20 protein-coding genes and 1 tRNA gene are annotated in these 26,796 nt (G+C 70.0%); 2 read left to right on the top strand and 19 right to left on the bottom strand.

Annotation, left to right across the window (positions count from 1 at the left end):
- The first annotated feature begins 56 nt into the window (after window positions 1-56).
- The gene (locus tag ACFVSN_RS37595; protein WP_387957908.1) at window positions 57-2,990 is read left to right on the top strand and encodes a BTAD domain-containing putative transcriptional regulator; all 2,934 of its coding nucleotides are present in this window, start codon (window positions 57-59) and stop codon (window positions 2,988-2,990) included.
- A 17-nt stretch (window positions 2,991-3,007) separates the two neighbouring features.
- On the opposite strand, the gene ACFVSN_RS37590 is transcribed toward ACFVSN_RS37595, so the two are convergent.
- From ACFVSN_RS37590 to ACFVSN_RS37530, 13 genes are all read right to left on the bottom strand, one after another.
- Window positions 3,008-3,160 carry a hypothetical protein gene (locus ACFVSN_RS37590; protein ID WP_380435638.1) on the bottom strand — a complete coding sequence of 51 codons (153 nt, stop codon included), beginning with the start codon at window positions 3,158-3,160 and terminating at the stop codon, window positions 3,008-3,010.
- 416 nt (window positions 3,161-3,576) lie between these two features.
- Window positions 3,577-4,629, bottom strand: a complete 1,053-nt coding sequence (locus tag ACFVSN_RS37585; RefSeq protein WP_380435636.1) for an aspartate-semialdehyde dehydrogenase — start codon at window positions 4,627-4,629, stop codon at window positions 3,577-3,579.
- 165 nt (window positions 4,630-4,794) lie between these two features.
- The gene (locus tag ACFVSN_RS37580) at window positions 4,795-6,012 is read right to left on the bottom strand and encodes an ATP-grasp domain-containing protein (protein WP_380435634.1); all 1,218 of its coding nucleotides are present in this window, start codon (window positions 6,010-6,012) and stop codon (window positions 4,795-4,797) included.
- Window positions 6,009-6,530 carry a flavin reductase family protein gene (locus ACFVSN_RS37575; RefSeq protein WP_380504175.1) on the bottom strand — a complete coding sequence of 174 codons (522 nt, stop codon included), beginning with the start codon at window positions 6,528-6,530 and terminating at the stop codon, window positions 6,009-6,011. Before ACFVSN_RS37575 ends, ACFVSN_RS37580 begins: the two co-directional genes overlap by 4 nt.
- On the bottom strand, window positions 6,517-7,779 hold the full coding sequence (locus ACFVSN_RS37570; protein WP_380435630.1) for a methylaspartate mutase: 1,263 nt from the start codon (window positions 7,777-7,779) through the stop codon (window positions 6,517-6,519). Before ACFVSN_RS37570 ends, ACFVSN_RS37575 begins: the two co-directional genes overlap by 14 nt.
- A 13-nt stretch (window positions 7,780-7,792) precedes the next feature.
- Window positions 7,793-8,293 (bottom strand): cobalamin-dependent protein, encoded by a 501-nt coding sequence (locus tag ACFVSN_RS37565; RefSeq protein ID WP_387957906.1) that lies wholly within the window; start codon window positions 8,291-8,293, stop codon window positions 7,793-7,795.
- A 135-nt stretch (window positions 8,294-8,428) separates the two neighbouring features.
- On the bottom strand, window positions 8,429-9,679 hold the full coding sequence (locus ACFVSN_RS37560; protein WP_380435626.1) for an MFS transporter: 1,251 nt from the start codon (window positions 9,677-9,679) through the stop codon (window positions 8,429-8,431).
- Between the two features lie 13 nt (window positions 9,680-9,692).
- Window positions 9,693-10,934: an acetyl-CoA carboxylase biotin carboxylase subunit family protein gene (locus tag ACFVSN_RS37555; RefSeq protein ID WP_387957904.1), complete on the bottom strand. Its 1,242-nt coding sequence runs from the start codon at window positions 10,932-10,934 to the stop codon at window positions 9,693-9,695.
- Window positions 10,935-10,982: 48 nt separating this feature from the next.
- Window positions 10,983-12,053, bottom strand: a complete 1,071-nt coding sequence (locus tag ACFVSN_RS37550; RefSeq protein WP_380435622.1) for an LLM class flavin-dependent oxidoreductase — start codon at window positions 12,051-12,053, stop codon at window positions 10,983-10,985.
- An 11-nt stretch (window positions 12,054-12,064) separates the two neighbouring features.
- A complete protein-coding gene (locus tag ACFVSN_RS37545; RefSeq protein ID WP_387957902.1) occupies window positions 12,065-13,240 on the bottom strand; it encodes a hypothetical protein in 1,176 nt (391 codons plus the stop codon).
- Window positions 13,230-14,450 (bottom strand): hypothetical protein, encoded by a 1,221-nt coding sequence (locus tag ACFVSN_RS37540; protein ID WP_387957900.1) that lies wholly within the window; start codon window positions 14,448-14,450, stop codon window positions 13,230-13,232. The genes ACFVSN_RS37545 and ACFVSN_RS37540 overlap by 11 nt, the downstream gene beginning before the upstream one ends.
- On the bottom strand, window positions 14,447-15,850 hold the full coding sequence (locus tag ACFVSN_RS37535) for a diaminobutyrate--2-oxoglutarate transaminase family protein (protein ID WP_380504113.1): 1,404 nt from the start codon (window positions 15,848-15,850) through the stop codon (window positions 14,447-14,449). The genes ACFVSN_RS37540 and ACFVSN_RS37535 overlap by 4 nt, the downstream gene beginning before the upstream one ends.
- A gap of 130 nt (window positions 15,851-15,980) precedes the next feature.
- Window positions 15,981-17,267, bottom strand: a complete 1,287-nt coding sequence (locus tag ACFVSN_RS37530; RefSeq protein WP_387957898.1) for an acetyl-CoA carboxylase biotin carboxylase subunit family protein — start codon at window positions 17,265-17,267, stop codon at window positions 15,981-15,983.
- A gap of 371 nt (window positions 17,268-17,638) precedes the next feature.
- Between ACFVSN_RS37530 and ACFVSN_RS37525 the strand changes: the two genes are divergently transcribed.
- The gene (locus ACFVSN_RS37525) at window positions 17,639-17,791 is read left to right on the top strand and encodes a hypothetical protein (protein ID WP_387957897.1); all 153 of its coding nucleotides are present in this window, start codon (window positions 17,639-17,641) and stop codon (window positions 17,789-17,791) included.
- Between the two features lie 46 nt (window positions 17,792-17,837).
- Here ACFVSN_RS37525 and ACFVSN_RS37520 read toward each other — a convergent pair.
- From ACFVSN_RS37520 to tmk, 6 genes are all read right to left on the bottom strand, one after another.
- Window positions 17,838-17,914, bottom strand: a tRNA-Thr gene (locus ACFVSN_RS37520).
- Between the two features lie 80 nt (window positions 17,915-17,994).
- On the bottom strand, window positions 17,995-18,654 hold the full coding sequence (gene leuE / locus ACFVSN_RS37515; protein WP_387957895.1) for a leucine efflux protein LeuE: 660 nt from the start codon (window positions 18,652-18,654) through the stop codon (window positions 17,995-17,997).
- Window positions 18,655-18,756: 102 nt separating this feature from the next.
- Window positions 18,757-20,349 (bottom strand): alpha/beta hydrolase, encoded by a 1,593-nt coding sequence (locus ACFVSN_RS37510; protein WP_380504077.1) that lies wholly within the window; start codon window positions 20,347-20,349, stop codon window positions 18,757-18,759.
- Window positions 20,350-20,431: 82 nt separating this feature from the next.
- Window positions 20,432-21,577, bottom strand: coding sequence for a hypothetical protein (locus tag ACFVSN_RS37505; RefSeq protein ID WP_387957892.1), 1,146 nt, complete (start codon window positions 21,575-21,577; stop codon window positions 20,432-20,434).
- A gap of 223 nt (window positions 21,578-21,800) precedes the next feature.
- Complete coding sequence (locus tag ACFVSN_RS37500; RefSeq protein ID WP_380496686.1) at window positions 21,801-23,012, bottom strand: DNA polymerase III subunit delta'; 1,212 nt, start codon at window positions 23,010-23,012, stop codon at window positions 21,801-21,803.
- Window positions 23,013-23,386: 374 nt separating this feature from the next.
- Entirely contained in the window at window positions 23,387-26,791 is a 3,405-nt protein-coding gene (gene tmk, locus ACFVSN_RS37495; RefSeq protein ID WP_387957890.1) for a dTMP kinase, read from the bottom strand.
- Window positions 26,792-26,796 lie beyond the last annotated feature (5 nt).

Here is a 26,796-nt window from a genome sequence, read left to right as displayed (position 1 = left end):
TTGAGGTATGGGCCGGCGGCATACGAGTGCGTCTCGGCGGAACCATCCAAGAGCGAGTGCTGGCCACCCTGCTCCTCGAACCCGGGCGGGTAGTACCGATTGCCAGACTGGTCGAGGCCGTCTGGGCGGAGGACCCTCCTGCGACTGCGTCGCACCAGGTGCGCAAGGCCGTCGCCGATCTCCGCCGACGCCTGCCGTCCGGTCGAGAGATGATCAGCACGGACGGCCCGGGCTACCGGGTGATCGCGTCGGTCAGCCAACTCGATCTTCTCGACTTCAACGCACGGATCCAGACAGCGGCACAAGCCATGGGCGTCGGGAGGCTGACCGATGCCTGCGCAGAGCTGCAGGGTGCTCTCGATCTGTGGCGGGGACCCGTCCTCGCGGGTGAGGGCGGCCCGGTGATCTGCCGCGCGGCAACTGCGCTGGAGGAGCGCCGTCTCACCGCAGCCGAACAGCTCCACGAACTGCGCCTCGAGCTCGGCGCAAGCAGCGAGCTTGTCGCGAGTCTGCGGGCACTCGTCGATGCACACCCCTTGCGTGAGACGCTGCGCGGCCAACTCATGCTCGCCCTGTACCGCTCGGGACGACAGGCGGACGCCCTGGAGGAGTACGGGAAGGTACGCGAGTTGCTCGCCGACGAGCTCGGCATCGATCCGGGGTCTCGACTGGTCAAGCTGCACGAGGGGATCCTGCGGGAGGGTCCGGAGCTGACAGCCCCGCAGGGTGGGCCGCCCGCCGCCGCCTCCGGAATGCCGGCCGAGCAACGCGGTCCGGTCTCCACACTGCCGTATGCGCTGCCGGATTTCACGGGCCGGGCCAAGGAGCTGGCAATCCTGCTCAGCCGGGTCCGGGCCGAGAGATTGCCGGATGAGCACGGCGCCCGGGTCGTAGCCATCGACGGGATGGGCGGCGCGGGCAAGACCTCATTGGCCGTACGCGCCGCTCACCAGCTGACCGAGGAGTTCCCCGACGGGCAACTCTATGTGGACCTGCGCGGGTTCACCCCTGGTGAGCAGCTCCCCATACCGGCATCGACAGCACTGGACATCCTGCTGCGCGCGATCGGTACGCCGAGCGAGCAGATACCCGAGGACCTGCCTGGCCGCACCGCCACATGGGGGTCCGCACTGGCGGGGCGCCGGATGCTACTACTCCTCGACAACGCCTCCGACGCCGCTCAAATCCAGCCGCTGTTGGCGGCTCCCCCCGGCTGCCTTGTGCTCATCACCAGCCGGGTGCGGTTGCTCGACCTCGACGGCATCGAGTGGATCTCCCTGGGGCTGATGCCCCCCGAGGACAGTGCCACGCTGGTGGCACGGACGCTGGGCCCGGCCCGTGTGCAAGCCGAACCGGAGGCGGCCGCCGAGCTCGCCGAGCTGTGCGGCCATCTCCCCCTGGCGCTGCGTATCGCCACCGCACGGCTGCGCAACCGGCCCCGGTGGACCGTGCGGCATCTCGTCGAGCGACTGCAGGACGAGAGCCGCCGGATGGACGAGCTGAGCTCGGGCGAACGCAGCGTCGCAGTGACGCTTCAGTTGTCATATCTGGCCATGGACAACAGGCACCGCGCCGCGTTCCGCGTCCTCGGGTTGCACCCCGGTGATGGCATCGACGCACACTCGGCGGCCGCGCTGCTCGACACCGATGTCCGGGACGCCGAGGACATTCTGGAACTTCTGCTCGACGTACATCTGCTCCAACAGCCCGGATTGGGCGAGTACACCTTCCACGACCTCGTCCGCAGCTTCGCCCAGGGCCAGCACGGACCGATGACGGAACAGACCGACGCGGACGCCGTCCAGCGGTTGCTCAGCTACTACCTGACAGCCACCAACGTGGCCTGCGACGTACTGTTCCCAGGCCGTACCGCCCGCTCAACCGGGATCCCTCCGTATCAGGGAGAGCTCCCGGAACTGACGGAAGAGAAGATCGTCAGCCTCTGGTTCCGTCGCGAACATCAGCGGCTGCTGGCGGTCGTGGACCTGGCCGATCGGCTCGGCTACGACCGGCACACCGGCTGGCTGGTCCGCGACCTGGTCTTCCATCTGAACGCGGGTGGTCATTTCGAAGAGTTCCGAGCACTCGGCCGCCTCGCGGTCCAAGCCGCGCGCCGGCTCGACGATCCGGTCCTGTTGAGTATCAGCCTGTCCAGTCTTGGCGCCGCTTGCTGGAAGCTCGGCTACTTCGAGGAGGGCATCAACGTCGCCCGCGAGGGACGCGAGATCGCGGTACGCCTCGGCGACCGTGACGCCGAGGCGAACAGTGAGTCCACTCTCGGGCTGCTCATGTCGATGCTGGGGCGGTACAACAAGGCCCTTCCTCTGTTGGAGCACGCGGTCGAACTGGCCAGGGAACTTGGCACCGCCCGCGCTGAAGCGGAGACTCAGACGAATCTCAGCTCGCTGTACGCACGATGGGGCCGCTATCCGGAGGCCGCGGCGTCCGCCCTCCGGGCCCTTGAGCTGGAGCGGGACACCGCGAACCCGGTCAACGAGACCATGGCTCTGGCCGATCTGGCTTTCGCCCAGCTGGGCATGGGTCAGTACGTGGATGCCGAGGCGAGTCTGCGACGGGCCCGCGAGTTGTGCGACGAGAGCGCGCCCCAGGGCGATGTCGCCCTGGTGCTGGCTCTGTCCGCCGAGGTAGCGCACCGTCTCGGCGACAGTGACGCGGTGTCCGAGCTCGCGGAACGTGCCCAGATCCTCGCACGGTCCGGTGGTACGCCGGTCCGCCAGGCGAAGGCCGAGAACATCCTCGGTCGGCTGCATACCGCACAAGGGCGGTACACATCGGCGACGGCGCTGCACGCCCACGCGCTTGAGGTCGCCTCGGCCATCCAATTCCGCTCTGAGCAGGCATCCGCGTACCTGGGTCTGGCCCAAGCGGCCGCGGGACTTGGCGACGGCGCGACGGCTGGGAAGAACCATCTGGCAGCAGCCGAGTTGTTCGACCTCATGGAGATTCCGGAGGCCGGCCGCAGTCATTGAGGAAGGTGGCGCGGACCTCATGGCGTGGAGGTTGCCGGCCCCTTGTTGTCCGCGAGGATCTGCTGCCCGGCTGACTGGCCGGTTGCGGCGACCTGCACGGTCGCGCCGAGCCCGAGCGCCAGGATGGCAGCCGCCAGGATTCCAGTCAGTCTGATCAGCTTGGTGTGCATGGTCCGTCCCCCTGTGAGCATACGGGCGGATAAGGCGCCGCGTGGCATTGTATCCGTGTCCGTGTTCGACATCCGTGATGGTGTCGCAGGCCGATCCCGGAACGTTCCCGCCTGCATACCTTGGAGGGAAGCACCTGGTTGAGGCTTCCCCGGGATGCGGAGGAGCCGCTCACGAGTGGGTCTCGGCCGGCGGGAGACGCCGGGGCAGCAGTGGATCGGGGAGGGATCAGAGACGATGCCTCGGCAGGCACGGCTTCCAGTCGGATCACGGGGCGTCGAGAACTCCATGATCTTGGAAGCCCGTGCCTGTTGCGCTCCCGGCCCCCTCAAGCCGGCAGACCGTCACGAACCGGACGGCACAGAACTACGCCGAAGCCCTGAGCCAGACCCTGCGCGGTGTGGCGCTCTACGCCCTACTACGCGTTGAGCAAGTTCGCCGCGACCAGCTCGGCGAGTTGGACCGCGTTGAGGGCCGCACCCTTTCGCAGGTTGTCGTTGCTGATGAAGAGTATGAGGCCACGCCCCTCCTCGACGCTCTGATCCTGGCGAATCCTGCCCACGAAACTAGCGTCCTGGCCGCAGGCTTGGAGCGGGGTCGGAATGTCGGACAGCTGGACACCAGGGGCATGCTCAAGCAACACGGATGCGCGTTCAGCGGAGATAGGACGGGCGAACTCCGCATGCACCGCGAGGGAATGGCCGGTAAAGACCGGGACCCGGACACAGGTCCCGGCGACACGCAGAGACGGCAGGCCGAGAATCTTCCTGCTCTCATTGCGCAGCTTCTGCTCCTCGTCGGTCTCGGCGGATCCGTCGGTCACAATCGAACCGGCCATCGGCACGGCGTTGAAGGCGATGGTCCTGGCGAATTTCACCGGAGGCGGGAAGTCCACCGCCGCCCCGTCGATCGCCAAGCCGGCTGCTCGGTCGATCACTCCGCTCACCTGAGACCTGAGCTCTTCCACTCCGGCGACCCCGCCGCCGGACACCGCTTGGTAGGTGCTCACGGTGAGCCGCACCAGACCAGCCTCGTCATGCAACGGCTTGATCACCGGCATCGCGGCCATCGTCGTGCAGTTGGGATTGGCTATGATGCCGCGTCGCGCCTCGGACACGGCTTCCGGGTTGACCTCACTGACCACCAGCGGCACATCGGGATCCATCCGAAACGCCGAGGAGTTGTCGATGACGACGGCTCCGGCCGCCGCGAACCGGGGTGCCAGTTGCAGTGCTGTCGCTCCTCCGGCGGAGAAGATGACGACGTCCAGGCCGGATGGGTCTGCCGTTTCGGCGTTTTCCACCACGATGCTGTCGTCGCCCCATGGAAGCCGCACACCCGCCGATTTCGCGGAGGCAAAGAAGCGCAGCTGTCCGATCGGGAAAGCACGCTGTCGAAGGATGCTGCGGATCACTACTCCGACTTGCCCGGTCGCGCCCACTACGCCGACTCGGAGACCGTGGGTGGTCATGACTTCCCTACTTTCTTGTCTTGGGTTCGAACTGGTCACTCGTAAGAACAGCGGCGGTCAATGTCCTGTGGGTCATGATTCGCGACGGAGCATGCCATCAAGCCGCACCGTCTGTTACAACTACGGCTTGATGGCAGCACTGGAAAGCCTTTCGGCTATTCAGGGTTACACGTCGTTTACAGCGGTGTTGGTCTGCGCGGAATGCGGCGAAACGGTGGTAACGACCAGTGTCTGCTGGACGAACGCGATGGCACTCTCGAGCTCGGGGGAGGACGGAGCGGCCAGCACGACCTCGCCCGTCCGATGACCCGAACTCCGCACCGCCAGGACCGTGTCCCCGGGCTCGACCTCCACGCCCGCCTGGAGCACCGACGGGTGACTTCGCACTGCGTCCAGACCGCGGATGTCCTGCACCACACCCGGTTCCGAGATCGTGAAGATGCTGGCGGCATGCCGGAACGGGCCGACCGGCGGCTGGGGCAGCGGCATCCCCACCGCCATCCGGACCACCATCTCGTACCAGTCGATGCCGTACGTGGCACCGAGGAGATCCATCAGATAGTCGCCTGGAGTCCGGACCGCAACCTCGATGGGAACCGGCCCAGCGGCGGAGAGGCGAAACTCCATGTGCACCAAGCCGGTCCGTATCCCCATGGCGCGCAGCACCCGGGCACCGGTATCGGCTACCTGCCTGGCACTCGGTTCCGGCAGGTGTACGCCGGTGCGATGACCCACCTCGACGAACTGGGGCGGCCCGGTGGTCTCCTTGGCGGTGACGTTGGCAAACCACACCTCGCCGTCGCGGACCAGTGCCTCCCAGCTGTACTCCGGGCCGTCGATCGCCTCCTCCACGATGACCCGCTCACCGGCGCGGGCCTGCGCCACGGCACGGAAGCTCTCGGCATCGGTCACCAGTTCCACACCGGCGCTGCCGGCGGAGGACAGCGGCTTGACGATCACCGGCCAGCGCTCGGCGGCCCAGGCCATCTCCTCGGCGAGGGAGTCGGTCACGGTGTACGCCGGCTGAGTGATCCCGGCCGCGGTGAACAGCGCTCGTTGCAGCGCCTTGTTCCGAGAAGCCGTCGCGGCGTGCAAGGACGGCCCGGGGAGACCGAACCGATCCTGGATCATGGCCGCGGCGATGACCTGGGGCTCGTTGAAGGCGATGACTCCGTCGAACGGGCCGTCCTGAAGGGCGAGGCAGGCACCCTCCATCCAGTGCTCGTCGAGCTCGCCCCGGGCCTGCGCCACACTCGCCGTTCCCGTCACCCGATCGGCACGGGAGGCCGCCTCGACAGCATGGACGCTCACCCCGAGTCGACCTGCGGCGGCGACGTACGGCCGACCCATCTGGCCGACCCCTATGAGAAGGAGCTTCTTCACAGGGCTCCCTCCAACACGGGCAGCGACGCGTCATGGTGAGACGACCAGGCGCTGTATTCGCCGCGGCGATACATCAGCGGGACGCGGGGGAAGACAGCCGTGCCTTCCACCCGGGCGATGAAGAGCCAGTGGTCGTCAGCACGGGTGGTGCTGACGATCCGGCACTCGGCGTAGCCCAGGGCGATGTCCGTCAGGAGCGGCGCCCCTGCCGCGAGGGCGGAGGGCTCCCAATCCACGTGCGCGAACTTGTCGGTTGCCTTGCTCGCGAACAGCTCCGATGCCGCCTGGCCTTCCACCGAGAGGAAGTTCACCGCGAACGCCTGCGAGGCGACGATTGCCGGCAGCGTCCGCGAGCCCGCACCCACCGAAATCAGTAGCGATGGCGTCGCTGCCGACACCGCGCACACCGCATTGCTGGTGAAACCGAACGGGGTGTTGCCCGCACCCATCGCAGTCACGATTGCGACCGGGGAGGGAAAGGAACCGAAGAGTTCCCTGAAGCGGTCAGAACTTTCCATCATCGCCCTTCTCTCTGTTTGGCTGACCGTGGTCATAGCGATGGGCGACATGATTCAACATGCGATAGAGCTCGCTCGACTGGAGCTGCCCCCTCGCATTCTGCCGCACCGATCCCCGGAATGGTAGATTCCCAATGTCGCCCCACTTGAGAGCACCCTGATCGTCCAGCACACACGTTGTCCTGTTCTGGTTATCGGCGTGCAGACAAAAGGGAATGTCGAGCAATCCCAACGCGAAGGCACGGGTCAGCGCCGCGCCAACGTCGGCGTCCAGATTGAGGACTCCTTCGATCAAGCATCGGGCTTCTTCCATTATTTCATCGAAGTATTCCTTTTCCTGCGGGACGGCAGCTGCCGGCGGCCCACCGGCGGCAGCGGATGCCACCCGCAGCGCGTCCAGGTTCTCCGCCACGCTCGGTATCTGCCACGCCTCGGACACCGTTTTCACGATGAGGCGTTCACAGCGCGTATCACGGGCCAGCCGCGCGCTGCTGCGAATCAGCTCCGTGGCACCGTCAGGAGTACTCGGGAACAGCCCCATGTAGGTGTAGAGGACGACATGCCACGTGACCGAAGGAAGATATTCCTGCGCCAATGCCCGCAGCACGCGCACAGCCGCTCTGTCCTGATCGTCGTGCGTCCCCTGGGCGTAGCTCAGCGACATGGACCGCACGCCGTGCTGTGCGAAGAACAGTCCTTCGAGCACCGTCATGGCGATCAGCAGCGACGGCGGGCACAACTGCCCCAGCAGGCACCCTCCGAAGCTCTCGATGTGCCCGTGCTCCACCTCGCCGACGAGGTAGCGGCAACTCTCGGCCCACGCCGACACCGCATGCTCGAGCGGGAGACGGCTGTACGGCATGCAGTAGGAGACCGGCCCGCCCTCCGTCGTGTCCAGGCCGGCGAGCACCAAGCTCTCGATCACCCGCAACGGCAGGGCAGTGCCGTGCCGGACTTGAATGGGGAACCCGGGCCCGTACAGTCCGGCGAGCATTTCTCGGGTTTCTTCCACCGGGTGGGAGACGATGGGGTACCCGTTGAGTTCCTCCCCCGCCCGCAGCCGCTCGATCGAGCTCACATGGTCGCCGACGCGGGTATAGCTGTCGACGGTGATGGTTCCGACGACCGGGATATCGAGGTCATGTACGTCGCGCAGGCCCGCGCGCATCGTGGCGATATTGCCGAACCCCATCCGGGGCTGCACCACCAGGGTTTCACGTCGGCGAGCGTCGGCGATGAACCGATCCATGTAGCCGGACATGCTACTGGGCCACGGACAGGCTGGCGGCGTACCCGTCCCACGGCGCGACCACCGGAACGCCGGGCTGCCAGGCAGCGAACCCGTAACGGGCGCCGAAAGCCAGGAATTCCCGGAAGCGATCGACGGCATTCTCGCCCAGGAAGACGTCGGTGCAGCCCTGGGAGAGCAATTCCCGGCGCACCCGGTCATTGTCCGACGGTGCCGTGGTGAGTTTGCCGCCCGCAACGCAAGGAACGTTGACGCCGGCGCGCTTGAGCTCCGTCAGCACGACGCTGGTGCCGTAGTAGCCATGACCGTTGACGCTGGAAACCACGAGCAGATCCGGCTGAAAGTCGTTGACCTCCTTGACGACCAGGTCCGCGGGCGTGCAGCCGCCCAGATTGCGAACCTCCCCGCCGTTCTCGGCAATGAACTTCTCCAGAAAGATGAGGTTCCAGAAATGCGAGTCGGATTCGACAGTGGTCAGCAGGCAGCGAAATACTCCGCCTTCCCCAATGCTCATGGTACGGGCTTTCTCCTATGTGGAAAGTGCGAAACTGAGCGAACATGCCGTCAGCAACGAATGAAATGAGCCGACCCCATCAAGCGCGACCGCGGAGATCCCGATCGATGGCTGCAGCCGGCGGCTGGACGTCGCCTAGCTGTTCAATGCGCGATGGAAGGAACGCATCGTCAGCGGGAACAGGACAGCGGCGACTCCACTCAGCGCGATCGCGGAAACCGCGATCAGCGACTGCGGCCCGAGACTGGAGCCGAGGCCGGCCAGCAGCAGTCCACCGAGCGGTGCCGCCAGGAGATTGATCATGTAGAACGGCCCCATGACCTTGCCCAGGTGCTCCGGCGCGATCACCCTGATCCGCTGGGTGCGGTTGTAGACGTTGAAGTAGGTCACCCCGACCATCGCCATGACGAGAGCCGGACCGTAGATCAGCAGCGACGGCGCGAAGCCGAGCACCACCAGACAGGCACACAGGACGGCGAGTCCGACCACCCCGACCACCCTGACGCTGAACAAGCGCAGCAGGAACGGGATGGCCAACAGGTTGACCAGCCCGACCACGCCGATACAGACGTTCAGGAGAGCGAATGCCGATTCCGGGCCGGCGAACACGTCGGTCACCAACGCCGCATTGGCGCTGAGCGCCGTGCCGAAGACCAGGTTGATCGAGAAGTTCAGACCGGCCAGCAGGACCAACGGCCTGCTCCTGGCCAGAAGCTTCCAGCCCAGGCCGAGCTCGGCCATGGTCTCCCTCGCGGTGCCGGGCTTTGCGGCCCGCGGTCCGCGGGGTATCGGCAGCCAGCAGCAGGCAGCGGCCATGAACACCGCTCCGGCGACGCCGAGGAGCATGGTCTTGTCGAAGAACATCACGCCCAGCAGCGCGAGCGCGGGGCCGACGGCCATCGCCGAAACCTCCATGCTCTGGACCAGCCCCTGCGTTTTCGGCAGGTCCTCGCCCGTGGCCACTTGTGGCACGACCTTCTCGATCGCCATCTGAACCGGCGCCATGAGCAGGGTGAGGAGCGCTCCGCAGGACATCAGGATCGGGGTCTGCCAGTCCGACAGCAGCAGGCAGCCGGCCAGGGCAAGGACGAGAACGACCGACCGGCCGGCGGTGACGACGGAGAACAGCCGGGGACCCCCGTCCCGGTCGGCTATCAACCCCGCGAACGGATAGGCCAGCAACGCCGGAAGCCATTCGATGGCATAGGCGAGGCCCAGGAAGCCGACATCGTTCGTCTTCTGGAAGACGAGCAGGGGAATGGCGAAGGCCACGACCTGTTCTGCCACGGCGACCAGCAGGACCCCGGTCAGGAAGAGGGGGCGTTGCCGGCCGGCGCGCTTCGCCACTGCCGGAATCGGCGTGACGGTCTTTACTGGCGACGACATCTCTCTCCCCCCTTCACGCCGGAAGCAGACTGGTCTCGATACGGAAGTTCTCAATGATGTACTGAATGTCCGCTTCGACCTGTGCTTCGTCCCCGACGAGGATGTACCGCCCGCTGTGGATGGCGTCATAACTGCCGTCCGGGTCCAGCACCTCCCCCGGGCTGGGCACGAGTTCGCGCCAGACCGTCGGGACCGAGGACCGCATCGAGGTCCGATGGAGCACCTTGGCAGGGAGCTGGTCACGCTTGGGAATGATCAGCCAGCCACCGGACGGGTCCGACGTCTTGGCCGGGAGGGAAACGGGCTCTCCGCAGATCGCCTTCAGCCAGACCCAGCTCAAGTTGACGCCGAAGAGCCGGTTGATGAGATGCGGCACCTCGGCACCGCCGACCCGCCCGGCGATCTCCAGGAAGACGATCTCCTCGTCCTTGGTCACGAAGAGTTCCAGGTGAATCGCCATCGACCTCATGTCGAGCGCGGCGACACAGGCCCGGACGAACTCTTCGACCCTTTCCCTCAGCGCGGATTCCTGCACGACCACGGAACCGAGTGGTGCTCCCGACGTCTCGAAAGCAAGGCAGTCGTTGATGTAGCGGGACACCACCTGGAAGGGCACCCGCGCCTCGTGGTCGGCGAATCCGTCCACGTGGTAGACGGTCCCGTCGATCAATTCCTCGATCTGGTAGTCGGCACTGTCGACGCTCGCCAGCCACGACCGGAGCGACGCTTCGTCCGCCACGCGGTGTACGCCCTTGCTGGCCGCCCCGGCGACCGGCTTGAGGATCAGGGGATAGCCGATGTCCCGGGCGATCCGGGTGGTCGTCTCCACATCCGAGCAAGGGGCGAACCGAGGCACCCGTACACCCGCGTCGGCGAGGAGCTGCTTCATGGTCAGCTTGTTCCGATAGGTACTGACCTCCGCCGGGCGCGGACCGGGGATCTCCAGTTCCTCGCGGACCTGGGCGGCCACGTCCAGCAGATACTCCGACAACGCCACCAGCTGATCGACGGGTCCGACGCGATCGGCTATTGCCCGTACGGCGGCACACACCGCGGCGAGATCCGTCAGATCTTCGAGCATGACGAAATCCGCGATGTGCGAACGATCGGCAAGGACTCCGGTAGCCCCTTCCGCGTCGACCACATAGCTGATCCGGTGCCGGTCATGGTCGAGATCCTCGAATCGCTCAAGTTCGTTGTCCCAGCGCCGTTCGTCGGAGAACCTGGGCCAGCGGTTGAGAACCACGATGTGCATGGGGATCCCTCTTTCAGTGAGTTGATTTCAGCGGGCTCGAGCGAGCAGTCATGACTGCGGCTGCGCGTCACGCTCCAGCTCACGGATGAGGGGCACCACGTGGGTGAAGAAGGTCCTCATCTCAGGCCGGGTCGGCCAGCCGGAGAAGATGAACTCGCTGATGCCGGCGAGCTTGTACTGGAAGAGGTAGTCGGCCACCTCCTGGTAGCTGCCGACCAAGCACAGCGCCGGGCCTCCGCGGTAGGGGACGGCGCCGGTGTAGATGTAGGGCGAGAGCCAGTTTCCGTTCGCCTGATCGGCGAGCCGGAAGGAGGACTTCACCGCCTCGGAGTCGACGTTCTTGACGAATTCGCGGATCCACGCTTCGTGTTCGAGGTCGGGATCGCCCATCAGCTCGGCGAGTTCGGCCAGCGCCTCCTCGCGGGTCTCCCGGGCGAGCACATGCATCCGGGTGCCGACCCGGCAGCCCCCCTCGATCAACGGCAGGCTCGCCTGCCGCATCCCTTCCGGGGTGTCGGCGTAACGCATCCAGCAGTCGCCGTAGCTGAGGGCGGTCTGCTGCGCCACCTCCGAGGCACCGCTGATGTAGATCTGGGGACGCTTGCCACCCTTGTAGCCGAGGTGCAGTTCCGCGTCCTTGATCGAGTAGTGCTGCCCGTCGAAGGTCTGCGGGACCTCGCCCTCCCAGAATTCCCGGAGGATGTGGAGGAACTCACCCGCCCTGGCGTACCGCTGGTCGTGGTCCAGGAAATCACCGTAGCCGGCCTGCTCGGCCACCGAGATCCCGGCGACCACGTTGAGGGAGAGGCGGTCGTCGGACATCCAGGAAAGGGTGTTGACGATCTGCGTGAAGAGCGTCGGCGAAAGGAGCCCCGGGCGGTACGCGAGCATGAACTTCACCCGCTCCGTCTGCTGGGTGAGGGCCGCGATGATCGGCACGGGATCCGGCAGGTAGTGCCCGATCCCGAACAGGAGGCTGTCGACGCCGAGTTCCTCGGCCTCCTTGACGAAGTCGGTGATCTCGCCCATGTCCAGGGCGCCCAGCTTGTACTTCTCCGTGGGCTTGGCCTGGCCGCCCCCGTCCGTCGGTACGTCCCAATGAATGCGCAGCGGTTCCACTGTTGTTCTCCTCACTCCGAAAGGTTTACGGGTCGGTGTCCGGCGGAGCCGATGAGCAGCCCGCTGTTGGCCGAGCGGGCCTTCGGTGCGAGGCGCGCCGGATCCGTGGAACCGGGCTGCTGATACAGCCGGGCGTGTTCGCGCCGGACCTGGGCGTCCACCTCGTCCAGTGGGGCCAACCACCGCCGGGCGGTGCCGTCCGGTTCGACGACCGACATCAACCCGGTTCCGTGCACGGCCTCGGCCATGACCCCGGCGCCGGCCAGGGCTTCGGCCACACCACGCTGGTCACCTGTGAACGCCAGGACGGGCTCGGCGGAGGGCACTGCCACGGCGACGAGTCCCGTCTCCCGCATCAGCGTGGCGACCTGGTCGGGATCGACACCGGTCGCGAGCCGGAAGACCTGGGCCTTCCGGTCACCGACCACCGCGGTCGTGCCCGCCCCCGGACCCACGACGGTTCCTCGGTCGTCGCCCAGGGACCGGCACGCGATGGCGACGCCGTACCGCCTGGCCGCCGCCACCGACCCGCCGAACAGGACCTTGGCCCCGCTGTCCGACATCGCTTCGCACTGCGCGTAGGACAGCTCCGGCATCAGCCGAGCCGCGGGTTCGGTGTAGGGGTCGGTGGTGTACACACCGGGGACATCGGAGTAGATCTCACACTCGGTGACGCCGAGTGCCCCGGCGATGGCGACCGCGGTGAGGTCCGAGCTGTTGCGGCCGAGCATGGTGATGCGGCCATCGGGCCGTACCGCCTGGCCACCGGCCAGCACGACGACCTGATGCTCGGTCAGCGCCTTGAGCACGGGCGCGGGGTCGATCGTGACGATCCTCGATCGGGTGGCGGTGTCATCACCGACGATGCCCAGCTGGTGCGCCCAGAGGTCGATCGCCGTACTCCCCTGTGCGTGCAGGGCGGCCCGGAGCAGAGTGGCGCTCAGCATTTCGGCGGTGGCCAGCGCCTGGTCCTGCACCTCCGGCTTCAGGTCCGGATCAACCGCCAACGCCGCCTCGAGCAGACGTCCGGTGGAGCCGGACATCCCGCTCACCACGGCGATCACCCCGGTGCGGCCATCGCCGGTCAGCTCGATCAGATGAGCAGCGACCCGGGCGTAGTCCGCCAGCTCCACGAAGGATGATCCACCGAACTTGACGACACGCAGGTGCTGGGGGTCACGCGGCATCGTTCACCATCCTCGACGACGAGTTCGCTGCCTGCGCGCCCTCGGACGTGCGCCTCTTCTCGCCGCCGAGCCCCCATTCGGTGGGCTTCTCCTGGCTCAGAATCGTGAACACCCGGCCGATGGCATCGCCCATCCCCCAGACGTCGGTGTACGCGGGCCACTTGGGGTGTCCGGCGTCGATGTCGTGCTGACGGGCGTACGCCGCGCGGACCCACTCCTTGGTCGAGGGCCGCCGGTGGTGGAAGTCGTGCTGAGCGAGATCGCCGGGTACGACGAGGACTCGAGCCGGGATGTGGTAGCAGACGAGGCGGGCGCCCCATCGGAACCAGGCGCGGAACGCGGCGGCCCCGCCGAGGCCCACCGGCGGCAGCGGATCACCGCAGAACCGTCCCCAGGAATGCGACACGTGGAAGGCCCGGCCGCTCAGGCTGCCGTCCTTGGCCTTGAACCAGGCGTGCTCGCTGAGGAACTCCAGCAGCGCGACGACGTGGTAGATCGGGAGCATCGGGACCAGCACGGCGACGGTGAACTCCCACCACACCCCCTGCCAGGTCACCACGCCGAGAACGGCGGCCAGGTAGGCGAACCCCATGACCCGTCGGTACGGCGCACAGCGGACGAGGTTCTGGGCCAGCCGGGTGTACAGGAACTCGGCGTGGAACCGCGGGGACACGATCATCAGAGCCAGCCGGCGCCGCAACGCCCGGGTGGTCATCCCGGGCCGGAAACCGAGCATGAGCAGGTGCTGGATGGTGGGATCGGCGAGGGTCGCGAAGGTTTCCTTGCGATGGTGGAGATTGACGTGGTCCTCGTAGTACTGATCCGCGTCGTCGGTGCAGACGAGCGTGGACAGCACTTGGTGGATCAGTCGGTCCTGCCGTATCCGCCCGGTGAAACGGGTGTGGATGGCGTGGTGCGCGATCACTGTCGAGCACACGCGCGCCGCGGACGCGGTGAGGCACCAGGCCAAGGGCAGCAGTGCGAGCGTCCAGAGCGGACCCCGTGCGACGATCCACCAGGCACTGCCGATACCGGCCGCGAGTGCGACGAGGTCGCAGATCAGGTACGTGACGGGGTTCAGGCGAACCAGTGGCTGCTGGCCGGGGAGCGCCTTACCGGTGATCCAGGTCCAGCCGTGTTGCGTCCACCGGGGGAAGCGCTGATAGGAAGCCCTGATCTCTTCCGAACGTGCTGCGGATGTCGCCGTCATACGTGGATCCCTTCCTTCTCGTGACTACCGTCTTGGCGGCCGACGGGGGCACCGAGCGCTTCGGCGCTCACTTCGGCGAAGGCCGCGCCCAGGATGTCCAGGGCCTCCTGGGCTTCCCCGCGGCTGAGGTTCAGGGGCGGCAGGAACCGGGCGACACAGTCGTCCCGTCCTGCGAGCTCGAAGAGCAGCCCCCGGCGGAGCGCAGCCATCCGGACCCGGCCGGCGACCTCGCTCGCGGTCCAGCTACCGAGCGGATTCAGCTCGACACCGAGCATCAGCCCGCGCCCCCGGACCTCGCCGATCATGGGGCCGATGGCGTGGTTCAGCTGCAGCGCGTCCAGTCCCGCCCGGAGGAACTCCCCGATCTCGCGCACATGCGCCAGCACGTCATCACGCTCGACGATCCGCATGAGGGCGGCACCCGCGGCGAAGGCGAGCTGGTTGCCGCGGAAGGTTCCGGTGTGCGCGCCGGGCGCCCAACCGTCCAGCCGCTCGTCGTAGATGATGACCGAGGCCGGGTGGCCGCCGCCCAGGGCCTTGGACGAGACGATGACGTCGGGTTCGATCCCGTACTGCTCGAAGGCGTACCACGTACCCGTCCGCCCGCAGCCGGTCTGCACTTCGTCGACCACCAGCGGGATGTTCCGCTCGCGCGTGATCCGGCGGAGCTCGGTGACGAACTCGGCCCGGGCCGGGACCACCCCGCCTTCGCCCTGGACCATCTCGAGCACCACAGCGGCCGGGAGACGCACGCCGCCGTTCGGATCAGCCAGCAGATTCTCCAGGTAGCGCACGCAGTTGACCTGGCAGCTGTCCGGGTTCAGAGACAGCGGGCACTTGAAGCAGTACGAGTACGGGAAGAACGTCGTACCGGGCAGCAGGTTGTGCAGGTGCTCCTTCGAGCCACGCAGCCCGGTGATCGCAAGCGTGCTCTGCGTGCTGCCGTGAAAGCCGCCGTGGAACGAGATCACATCCGCCCGCCCGGTCGCGGTCTTGCAGAGCTTCAGCGCGGCATCGATTCCGTCCGCACCGGTCGGCCCGCAGAAGTGGATCTTCATTCGGTCCCGCATTGCCTCGGGCAGCATCCCGAGGAGCCGGGTGGAGAATTCCGACTTCGCTTCGGTGGGGAAGTCGAGCATGTGGGTGGCGACATTCAGCTGAGCCTGTGCTGCGGCGATCAGTTCGGGATTGCCGTGGCCGAGAGCCAGCACGCCGGCCCCGCTCAGAAAGTCGAGGAACCGGTTTCCGTCGACGTCGTGCAGATAGGAACCCTGTCCGCCGGCGACCGCGATCGGCGTGTGTCGCGGATAGGTACGGGCCGAGGACTCATCCCGCTCCTGCTGCTCCAGCAACCGCCGCGAAGCGGGCCCCGGGAGACTGGTGACAACGGACGCACTCACGACGAATTCCTTTCGCCCCACTCAGGAGCCGGGTTTGACTGCTTGATGCCCTGGTCGAGAGGGGCGACGAATGCGAAGTGGAGCGCGTCGCGCGCAATCTCGATGAGCCGTTCCGCTCTGCTTTCCGCTGTCACGGTTCGACGCTGAAGAGGTTCTCGCTGTGTGCCGCCGCCAGCTCCGCCACCCGCGCCTGGAATTCCTGGGAGTCACCAGGACCGCGCCCGTGCTCGAAGCACTCGATGAGGCCCTCGCGCCCCAGGTAGTCGGTCGGCGGGCGGGAGTGGTCGCCGGGCTTCGCCGTCACATAGAGCGCGCGCTCGACCGGATCGAACCCCTGCGGCCGGTGTACACCGGTGATCGTGCCGCCGGCGGCCTTGAGGAAGCTGATCGCCGCGATCCCTTGCGGCGTGTCGGGGATCTGCGGCAGCTCTTCGATCGTCCGGCGGTACGCCGCGATGTGCAGGTCGTACGGGCTGAAGCCGTAGACCCGGTCGATGAGGTCCATGATGCCGTCGCCGCCGGGGCGGGCCCCGACCTCGACCACGCTCAACTCGTCCCCGTTGACCAGGATCTCGACGTGGGCGATGCCGCGGTCGATGTGGAGCGCCTCGCAGGCCTTGAGCGCGAGCTCGCGCAGTGCGGCGTTGCCGGTCTCCCGGCTCGGCACCAGCTGGCCGGTCTCGGCGAAGTACGGGGGTGCGCTCTTGCTCTTGTCGGTGACGGCCAGCACCGCGCGGCTGCCCTCGTAGTTGATGACCTCGACGGAGACCTCGTGCGTCGAGACGAAGTACTCCTCCACCTGGAAACGTCCGTCAGTGAGGTCGAAGGTCCCGGCGACCTCCATGAGCGAGGAACGGCAGTGCTCATAGGCGTCGTCGAGTTCGTCAGCCGCGTTGACCCTGATGATCCCGACGCTCCCGGCGAAGTCCCTCGGCTTCAGCACCAGGGGGAACTCCAGCTCCGCGGCTATTGCTCGCAGCTCCTCGGCGGTGGAGAACAACCGGTGCCGGGCGCAGGGAACACCGGCTTCCTCAAACGCCACCTTCATCGTGTGCTTGTCCCGCGAGAGCCGGAGCGCTTCGTCGGAGAGCGCCGGCAACCCGTAGTGGTGGGCGATCGTCACCGAGGCCTGCAGGGTCATCTCGTAGATGGGAACCACCGCGTCCGGCTTCAGGCCGGTCTGCCGCTCGAATTCCTCCACTGCCTTCAGCGCGGACTTGGCGTGGTAGGGACTGGCCGGGAGGACGTGGTCGAAATACCGGTTCGCACCGGAAACGGGATCCTCCGTCATACCAATCACCGGGCCGGGATAGGCACGCAGGGCGGAAACGATGGCTCGCTCACGCAACATCAGATCGGCACCGAGCAGCAGAAGGTACCGGTCCCCGTTAGCGTGGGCACGCTGCAAACTGAACATGGACTTCCTTAGCGCTTCGTCACCATGACGTGGCGAGGGTCTCAGCGCTGGTTCCCGAAACGTTCCCCCTCTGGTACTCAGGGCTTCGGCGCAGTCGCGTGACGTCCGTTTTGTGATCACGCGAGGCCGAGGAGGACGAGGGGCCGGGTCCGAGGAAGGCCAGGAAGTGTCCGCCCTGCTGTTCGTAGCGGACGGTCGGACGGCGGTAGCCGAACAGCCAGGCGGTGCCTGCCCAGGCGCTCCTTGGACTCCACGCCCGGCCGCGTGCACGTTCGCCCCGGAGGCGGCGACCACCAGGGGCAGGCCCTGGGCATCGCAGGCCACGTGGATTTTTCTAGTGGTTGTCGCAACGCTCCTGTTCGGGGAGTGCGATGGACTTCGGGATTTGGGTGGATCGACGGCCCCAGGGCCGGGTGAAGCCGGTGCGGGAGCGGGAGGCGTACTCGCGGCTCGTGCAGCAGGGCGTGAGCAACACCGAGGCGTGCCGGATCGTGGGCGTGGACCGCAGGACCAGCCAGCACTGAAAACCACGAAGGCCCAGGTCAGACGATGTCTGCCCTGGGCCTTCCATGGAGCCGCCTGCGGGATTCGAACCCGCGACCTACGCATTACGAGTGCGTTGCTCTGGCCAACTGAGCTAAGGCGGCGTCGCTGCCCTACGCGCTGGCAACGCGGGCCAGTCTACACAGGTTCGCGGGTGATCCGTAACGGGATATCGCGGCGGGAGTCAGGCGGAGGAGACGGCGAGCTTGGCGGCGAAGCCGGCGAAGAGGACGGCGACCCCGCTGGTGAGGGTGGCGGAGAGACGCTTGCGGCGGCGGAAGGCGGTGGCGAGGGTGGTGCCGGCGAAGATCAGCAGGGTGAGGTAGAGGAAGCTGAAGGTCTGCAGGATCCCGCCGAGCAGGGCGAAGGAGAACGCCGGCTGGCCGTAGGACGGGTCGACGAACTGCGTGAAAAATGACAAGAGGAACAGGATCGCCTTCGGGTTCAGCAGGCTGATCACGAGCGCGCGCCGGAACGGCCGCTCGACGGTCCCGGTCGTCTGCTCGTCCGCCGTCGCGCCGGCGTCGGCGGCGGCGCGGTGTTCGCGCCACAGCTGGCGGGCCGCGCGGAGCATGCCGAAGCCGATCCAGAGCAGGTAGGCCGCGCCGCCGAACTTGACCACCGCGAAGACGGCCGGGTTGGCCTTCAGCAGCGAGGCGGCGCCCAGCGAGGTGAGGCTGATGAGGGTGAAGTCGCCGACGAAGACGCCGGCGGCGGCCCGGTAGCCGGTCCGGACGCCCTTGCGGGCGGCGACGGACAGCACGTACAGGGAGTTGGGGCCGGGCAGCAGGACGATGACGAGGGCGCCGATGACGTACGTCGCCAGGTTGTTGACACCGAGCACGGTGCGCTCCGGGGAGAGAAGGGGGCGGGGAGGCGCTCATCGTAACGTCGTACCGGTGATCGATTGAAGCTGAAACTACCTGGTGGGACGGCCCTTGATCGTCTACCGGCCGCAGCGCTTGCCCTGCTCCGGCGGTTCACCGGTCAGCAGGTAACGGTTGACCGCGCCGTCCACGCACGCGTTGTGCCGCCCGTACGCGGTGTGGCCGTCCCCGTCGTAGGTGAGCAGCCGCCCGGACTCCAGCTGGCCCGCCAGCGCCTGGGCCCACGCGTACGGCGTGGCGGGGTCGCGGGTGGTGCCCACGACGACGATCGGGGCGGCGCCCGCGGCCCGGACGGTGTGCGCCGAGCCGGTGGCCTTGACCGGCCAGTAGGCGCAGGTCAGCGCCATCCACGCCATGTCGCGCCCGAAGTGCGGCGAGGCGTGCTCGAAGTCCGGCACCGCCCGCCGGACGTCCTCCGGGCCGGCGAAGGGCGCGGGCAGGTCGAGGCAGTTCACGGCCGTGTTGGCGAACATCAGGTTGGGGTAGGAGCCGTCCGGCTCGCGCCCGTAGTACGAGTCCGAGAGCTTCAGCAGGCCGGTGCCGTCCCCGGCCGCGGCGTCGGTGAGCGCGCCGCGCAGCTTGGGCCACAGGAAGTCGGCGTACATCGCTTCGAGGACGCCCGTGGTGGCCTGGGCGTGGCTGAGGCGGCGGCCGCCGTCGGTGGTGGCCAGCGGCTGGGCGCGGACGGCCGCCAGCAGGGCCGCGAGCCGGTCGCCGGCCTCCTGCTCGGTGCGGCCGAGCGGGCAGTCGTCGCGCCGGGCGCAGTCCTTGGCGAAGGCCGCCCAGGCGGTCTCGAAACCGCCGGCCTGGGTCCGGTTGCCGGCCACGGAGTCGAGGGACGGGTCCATCGCGCCGTCCAGGACGAGCCGCCCGACCCGCCCGGGGAAGAGCCCGGCGTACGTGGCACCCAGGAACGTGCCGTAGGACTTGCCGACGTAGCTGAGCCGCTCGTCGCCGAGGAGCGCGCGCAGCACGTCCATGTCGCGGGCGGCCTCGACGGTGCTGACGTGGCCGAGCGCCGCGCCGGCGCGCTCCCGGCAGCCCTCGGCGAACTCCTTGTCGGCGGCCACCAGGGCGTCGACCTCGCGCTGGTCGGCGGGGGTGAAGCCGACGGACGTGAAGGCGTCCATCCGGTCACCGCTCAGACAGGTGACGGGGCTGCTGCGGCCGACGCCGCGCGGGTCTAGCCCGACGAGGTCGTACCGGGCGCGGACCCCGCCGTCGTACGTCCGGGCGGCGGCCTCCACGTACTCGACCGCCGACCCGCCGGGCCCGCCCGGGTTGAGCAGCAACGAGCCGATCCGGCCCCCGGCCTGCGAGGCCGCCGCGCCGGGGATCGCGGGGGCGCGGACGGCCGTCAGGGCGAGGTCGCCGTCAGCGGGCCGACCGTAGTCGACCGGCACCTTGAAGGTGGTGCACTCGAACCCGTCGTCGCACGGCTGCCACGCGAGCCGCTGTGCGTAGTACGCACCGAGCTCGGCGGGCACCTCGGCGGGCAGCGGCTCCAGCGCCGTGACCTCGGCGGGCGGCGAACCCGGCGAAGACGCGGCCTCCGCCCCGCCGCCCGAACCGGGCACGCCCGCACTGCACCCGCCCGCCAGCAGCCCGGCCGCGACGAGCGCTGCGGCCAGTACCCGCCCGGTGGCCTTCATCCGGATCCCTTCGATTCGATTCGATCCGCTCGACTTCGCTGGGACCGTCCGACCACCGGCGACTGCCCGCCGAAGGCGCAGCTCAGGAGGCCTTCCCCAGCGTGTCGGCCAGGTACTGCGCCGCCTGCCGCACGAGCCGCAGCCGCTCGCGGTCGGGCGTGAAGTCCTGCACGTTGTCCGAGATCCGCACGTCCGCCTTGGCCGCGGGACCGGCCCCGCCGTGCAGCGCGGCCTGGAGCTTGCGCGCCGCGTCGAGCCCGGCGGCGTCCGCCTTCGCGGCGGCGAGCATCAGCTTCGCCGTCGTCCCCGTGGGCGCCTCCGCGCCGGCCTGGGTGAGCGCGGCGGCGTCGTACCGCCCGGAGACGGCCGCCGCGGCGCCGTACAGGTCCGGGCGGGCCAGCCCGGCCGCCGCGGCGCACGGCGCACCGCCCTCGACCCCGAGGGTGCCCCAGGAGGCCGGGCCGGGCGGCAGGGCGCGGAAGGTGGCGGCGATGGTGGTGCGCAGCGCCGCGTCGTCGGCGACGGCCTGCGGGGCGGCGGCGACGAGGTCGCAGGGGTGCGCGGTGCCGTTCGGCGCCTCGGGGGCGACCAGGATGAACGGCCGCGCCTTGCCGGTCTGCAGGGCCGCGCCGATGCCCTCGAAGACGTCCGGGACCTCGGCGTCGGCGGTCTTGCGCGGGGTCGCGGCCTGCATCACGACGACCGGGAAGCGGGCGTTCGGCTCCTTGGCGTACTGCGGCGGCAGCCAGACCCGGACGTTGCGCGGCTTGCCGTCGGGACCGAGCACGGCGGACTGCAGCAGTTCCCCGCCGCCCGGGTGGCCGACGCTGTCGAACCGGCTCGGCACGGCGGCCGGCGACGTCGCCGCCGCGGCCTGGGCCACGGCGGCCTCGGCCGTGGGCGGCACCGCCTGCTGCCGGGGGCCGGCGCCCTGCGCACCGCCCGCGGCGGCCGCGTCCACGGCGGGCTCCGCGCGCTCCGCCGGCTCCTCAGCGGTCCGGGTCATGCCGCCGAACGCGCCGAAGGCGGTGAGCAGCGTCAGCGCCGTGACGCACACCCCGCAGACCATCGCCCCGGCCGCCCGCAGCAGCATCGGCCACCGGTCACCGGCCAGCTCGTACGCCTGGGCGGCCCGCAGGTCGCGCCAGCGCAGGTGGGCCCCGCGGGCCAGCCAGAGGCCGCCGAGGGCAGCCGCCAGCAGGGGGATGACGAGGAGCGAGCGGACCACGGAACGCACCACCTAGGGCGGAGGACCGGACGACCGGGGCGGACCCGGCGCCGTACGGGACGCGACGGCCCCGGCACCGGGGCGCAGTCGGCCCCCAGCGTGCGGGACGACCCGGCGGTCACACGCGGGTGTGCCCGGCGCGTACCGACCGTTCACTCGAAGGTGGGACACCGGGGTAGGGCGGGAAGCGGAACGCGCCCGCCCCTGGACCGCCCCGCGCGCCTCAGCCCGCGCGCAGCGCCACCGTCATCGCCTCGACCGCGAGCAGCGGGTCGACGTTGCGGTCCAGCGCCCGCCGGCAGGCGAGCACCGCCTCGATGCGGCGCAGCGTGCCCTCCGCGGGGCCCGCCTGGGCGACCCGGTTCAGCGCCTGCCGCTGGTCCTCGTTGGCCAGCGCGCCGGTGGAGCCGAGCTGCAGCGCGAGCACGTCGCGGTAGAAGCCGAGCAGGTCGAGCAGCGCGACACCGAGGGTCTCGCGGCGGGTGCGGGTGGCCCGGCTCTTCTGCCGCTTCTCCAGTTCCTTGACCGCACCGGCCATGCCGCGCGGCGCCTTGCCGCCCTCGGCGGCGCCGTAGACGGCCTTCAGGTCGTCGGTCTCCTTGGCGTCCTGCGTCTCGGCGAGCGCCTCGGCGTCGGCCTTGGCCGTGTCCACCAGGCGCTGGGCCGCGGCGAGGCAGCCGCCGATGTCGGAGACCTCCAGGGGGATCCGCAGCACCTCGGTGCGCCGGGTCCTGGCCTGGTCGTCAACGGCCAGGCGGCGCGAGCGCTCGACGTCGCCCTGCCCGGCGAGCGCGGCCAGGCGCGCCGTGTCCGGGTCGACGCCGTCGCGGCGGACCAGCATGTCGGCGACCGCCTCGGCGGCCGGGGTGCGCAGGACGAGCAGGCGGCAGCGCGAGCGGATGGTCGGCAGCACGTCCTGGACGGAGGGCGCGCAGAGCAGCCAGACCGTACGGGGGGAGGGCTCCTCGACGCCCTTGAGCAGCGCGTTCGCGGCGGCCTCGGTGAGCCGGTGCGCGGCGTCCACGAGGATCACCGACCAGCGCCCGCCGGTCGGGTAGCTGGAGGCGCGCAGCACGAGGTCGCGCATGTCGCCGACACCGATCGACAGCCCGTCGGTCCGGACGTACTTCACGTCCGCGTGGCTGCCGGCCAGCACGGTGTGGCAGCCATCGCAGAACCCGCACCCGGGCGTGCCGCCGAGCGCGAGGTCCGGACTGGTGCACTGGAGCGCCGCGGCGAACGACCGCGCGGCCGTGACCTGCCCGGCCCCGGGCGGCCCGGTGAACAGCCAGGCGTGCGTCATCAGGGAGGCGTTGGCCCCCTCCGCCGGCCCGGCGCCACGGCCGGCCGTCACCATCGCCCCGGCCGCCTTGGCGGCGGCGGTCAGCTGCTCGACCACCCGTTCCTGGCCCACCAGGTCGTCCCAGACGGCCACTGCTGCTCCCAAGCTCCGTACGGCTGCGCTCCGCCGTCGAGCATACGTGCCCGCCCGGACACCCACTGCGCCGTCCGCGCGACACCCCACCCAGCACCACCGCACCCACCTAACCCCCCTTTCCCCCCGACCCCACCCAAGGCGAGAGGGTCGGGCTGCGGGAGGGGGTGGCGGAGGGGGTGGCCGCGGAGAGGGGCGTGACGGGTGATTTTCAGACTGCCAACGGTCTTAACCACCCACCCACAGAGTCGGCAGTCGGAAAATCATCCAGCCCCCGGAGCGGCCACCCCCTCCGCCACCCCCGGCACCCCCCACCCACCCGAAAGCCCACGCCCCGCCCCCAAGCCCCGCGCAGCGGAACCCGCAGCGCAGGATCAGCTCCGGCGCCCCCAGCGGCGCCCCTTGCCCTTGCCCTGGTCGTCACCATCGCCCTCGGAACCGGTGCCCGCGCCCGCACCCGCGCCACCACTCGGAACCTGCGGGTCCTGGCCGGGTCCGCCGCCCCGCTCCCAGTGAGACCACTCGTCGCGCGAGCCGAGCAACGTGTCGGTGAGGCTCGGGAGGTCGTCCATCGGCGTCTCCTCGGCCCAGTCCGGCCGCCGGCGCGGCTCTGCGGCGTCGGCCGGGGCCTGCCCCTCGCCGACCACCGGAAGCTCGCGGGTGGTGTCCGCGGGCTCCTCGCGCCACAGGCCCGGGGGAACCCGGTCCTCGGCCCGGCCGGGCGCGACCTTGGGCAGCACTGCGGTCCGGTCGGTCTCGTCGGCCGGCACCTTCGGCAGCACGGCGGTCTCGTCCGCCGCGGCGGGGCCGCCCGGCACCCGGGGCAGCACAGCGGTCTGGTCCGCCGAAACGGGCGGAACAGGCGGAGCGGGCGGAGCAGCCGGAACCGCCGGAAGCTTCGCAGTCTGCTCCGCAGCCGACTGCCGATCCCGCAAGGACAGCTCACGGGTGGTCTCGTCGACCTCCTCGGCCGAACCCCGAGCACCCGAACCCTGAGCACCCAAGCCCGTAGGCGCCCGCAGCTGAGTGGTAGCCGCGTCCTCCGCACGCCCCACCGCCGTCTCGGCCGCAGCGGAAGCCGCAGCAGCGGCCTCCGCAGCCGCAGCGAGCGCGGCCGCCTGGGCCAGCCGGGCCTCCTCGGCGCGCTGCAGCGCCTCCTCCGCACGGCGGCGCTGCTCCTCGCGCTGGAGCTCCCGCTGCCGCTGGAGTTCCGCCTGCGCGACCGCCTCGGCGGCGAGCCGCTTGCGCTCGGCGGCCTCGGCGGCGAGCCGGGCCTCCTCCTCGGCCTTGCAGCGCGCCTCTTCCTCGGCCCGTCGGCGGGCTTCCTCCTCGGCGCGGCGCCGCGCCTCCTCCTCGGCCTTGCGGCGGGCCTCGGCGGCGACCCGCTCGGCCTCCTCCTTGGCCAGCCGCTCCTTCTCCGCCTGCTCGGCCCGCAGCTGCTCCAGGAGCTCCTGCCGCTTGCGCTCGGCGGCCTCCGCCTCGGCCTTCTTGCGGGCCTCCTCGGCGGCGCGCCGTTCGGCCTCCTCCCGCGCGAGCCGCTCCTGCTCGACGCGGGCGGCCTTCTCCTTCTCGGAGAGGGGCAGCTCGCGGTCGAGCCGGTGGCGGATCGCGGTGGTGACGAAGCCGGGCGCCTGGCTGCCGTCGACGACCAGGTAGCGCGCCGGGTCGGCCGCCGCGAGGGCGAGGAAACCGGCCCGGACCCGCTGGTGGAATTCGGTCGGCTCGGACTCCAGCCGGTCCAGCGCCTCGGTGAAGCGCTCCCGGGCCTTGGTCGGGTCGACGTCCAGGACGACGGTCAGGTCGGGCACCAGACCGCCGGTGGCCCAGCGGGAGATCCGGGCGACCTCGGTCGCGGCGAGGTCGCGCCCGGCGCCCTGGTAGGCGATGGAGGAGTCCATGTACCGGTCGGTGATGACGACGGCGCCGCGCGCGAGGGCGGGACGGATGACGTTCTCGACGTGCTCGGCGCGGTCGGCCGCGTAGATCAGGGCCTCGGCGCGGTGGGAGAGGCCGGTGTTGCCGACGTCCAGGACGAGGCCGCGCAGCCGCTGCCCGACCGGGCTGCCACCGGGCTCGCGGGTCAGCACGACCTCGTGGCCCTTGCCGCGGATCCATTCGGCGAGCGCCTGGGCCTGGGTGGACTTGCCGGCGCCGTCGCCGCCCTCCAGGGCGATGAAGAAACCGGTGCCGGTGGTGCGGTGCGCCGCCGGGCCGCTGCCGCCGCGCACGGCGTCGACCAGGTCGCGCCCGAACGGGGCGGTGCCGCGCCGGTCGTCGGTCTTGACCAGCACGACGGCGGCCAGCACCAGGGTGAGCAGGCCGGCGGTGGCGACGGCGAGGGCCGCGCCACCGTGAATGAAGGTGAACGAGCCGGGCTCGACCGTGCCGTACTCGACGTCGCCGTAGGCGCCGGCGATCAGCGGGACGGCGACCAGCGCGGCGCCGACGACGGCCCGCAGCACCGCGTACAGGTGCTCGGTGACCTTCGGCAGCCGGGCCTCCTCGACCTCCTGGGCGAGCAGGGTGCGCCCGGCCGAGACGACGATCCCGGCGGCGAGGCCGGCCAGCACGGTGAGCAGGAGGACCAGGACGTAGTCGAGCACGAGCCCGGCCAGGATCAGGGTCACGCCCTCGGTGATCAGCGCCAGCGCGAGCAGCCGGCGGCGGGAGAGGGCGGGCAGGGTGGCCCGGGTGAGCCGGACGCCGGCGGCCGGCGCGCCGGTGGCGGCGAGCACGAGCAGGCCGTAGCCGATCGGCCCGGCCCGGTGCTCGACGGCGGTGAGCAGCGCGAGGGCGGCGACGCCGGCCATCGAGGCGTAGGCGGCGGCGACGGCGAAGGTGAAGTAGGGGGCGCCGCCCGTGCGGCCCTTCTTGAGGGCGGGGCCGGGGGTGGCGTCGGTCGGGGCGCGCAGGCCCTGCAGCGGTGAGTACGGGGCGGCGGTGACCGGGCCGAGGGCCAGCTGCTGGAGGTAGCCGCGGACGGCGGAGGCGGTGAACAGGCCGGCCGCGCCGAGGGCGGCGAAGGTCACCTGGTGGGCCCGGAGCCAGTCCGAGCCGAGCGCCGCGAAGATGTTGTTGAGCAGGGTGAGGCCGACCAGGCCGACGGCGGCGAGCGGCAGGCAGACCCAGCCGGTGAACCGGTCGACGCTCCGGACGGTCTCCAGGTGGGCCGCGGACGGCCGCTGCTCGGCGAGGGGGGCGTACGGGTCGGCCGGCGGCAGCAGGCCGGGGACGGCCGCGTCCTTGGCGACGGCCCACACGCGCTCGGCGGCGCCGGTCACGAAGACGGTGGCGAGCAGGACGTACGTGGCGGCGCCGGACGGCTTCGGGCCGGAGCCGAGCCACACGATCCACCACGGCGCGACGCCGATCAGCAGGGCGCGCAGCGCGTCGGCGCCGAACAGCGTCCAGCGCCGGTCCAGCTTGCCGGCGACCAGCCGGTGCACCGGTCCGAGCAGCAGGACGCCGGCGATCAGGGTGGCCGCCAGCCGGGCGGCGAAGACCCCGGCGACGGCGAAGGCCAGGCTGCGCGGCAGCTCGCCGAACCCGCCGCCGAGGGCGGCCGCGATCACGGTGAGCGCGAGCAGCACCAGCAGGCCGAGCCGGTCGGCGGTGCCGCCGATCAGCTGGTTGGTCCACAGCCGCCGGTAGGACCGCGTGCGCAGCAGCGCGCGGGCCCGCTCCACCGGGGTACCGGCGGGCGCGACCTCGGGCAGGTCGGGCATGGCGGCTCTGGCGGCCGGGGCGGCGCTGGGGGTGGGCTGCTCCTCGCTCGTCATACGGT

The organism is Kitasatospora sp. NPDC057904, assembly GCF_042887925.1.
Taxonomy (GTDB): domain Bacteria; phylum Actinomycetota; class Actinomycetes; order Streptomycetales; family Streptomycetaceae; genus Kitasatospora.
The sequence above is the reverse complement of the archived record's forward strand: the minus strand, read 5'-3'. Positions and strand labels throughout refer to the sequence as shown.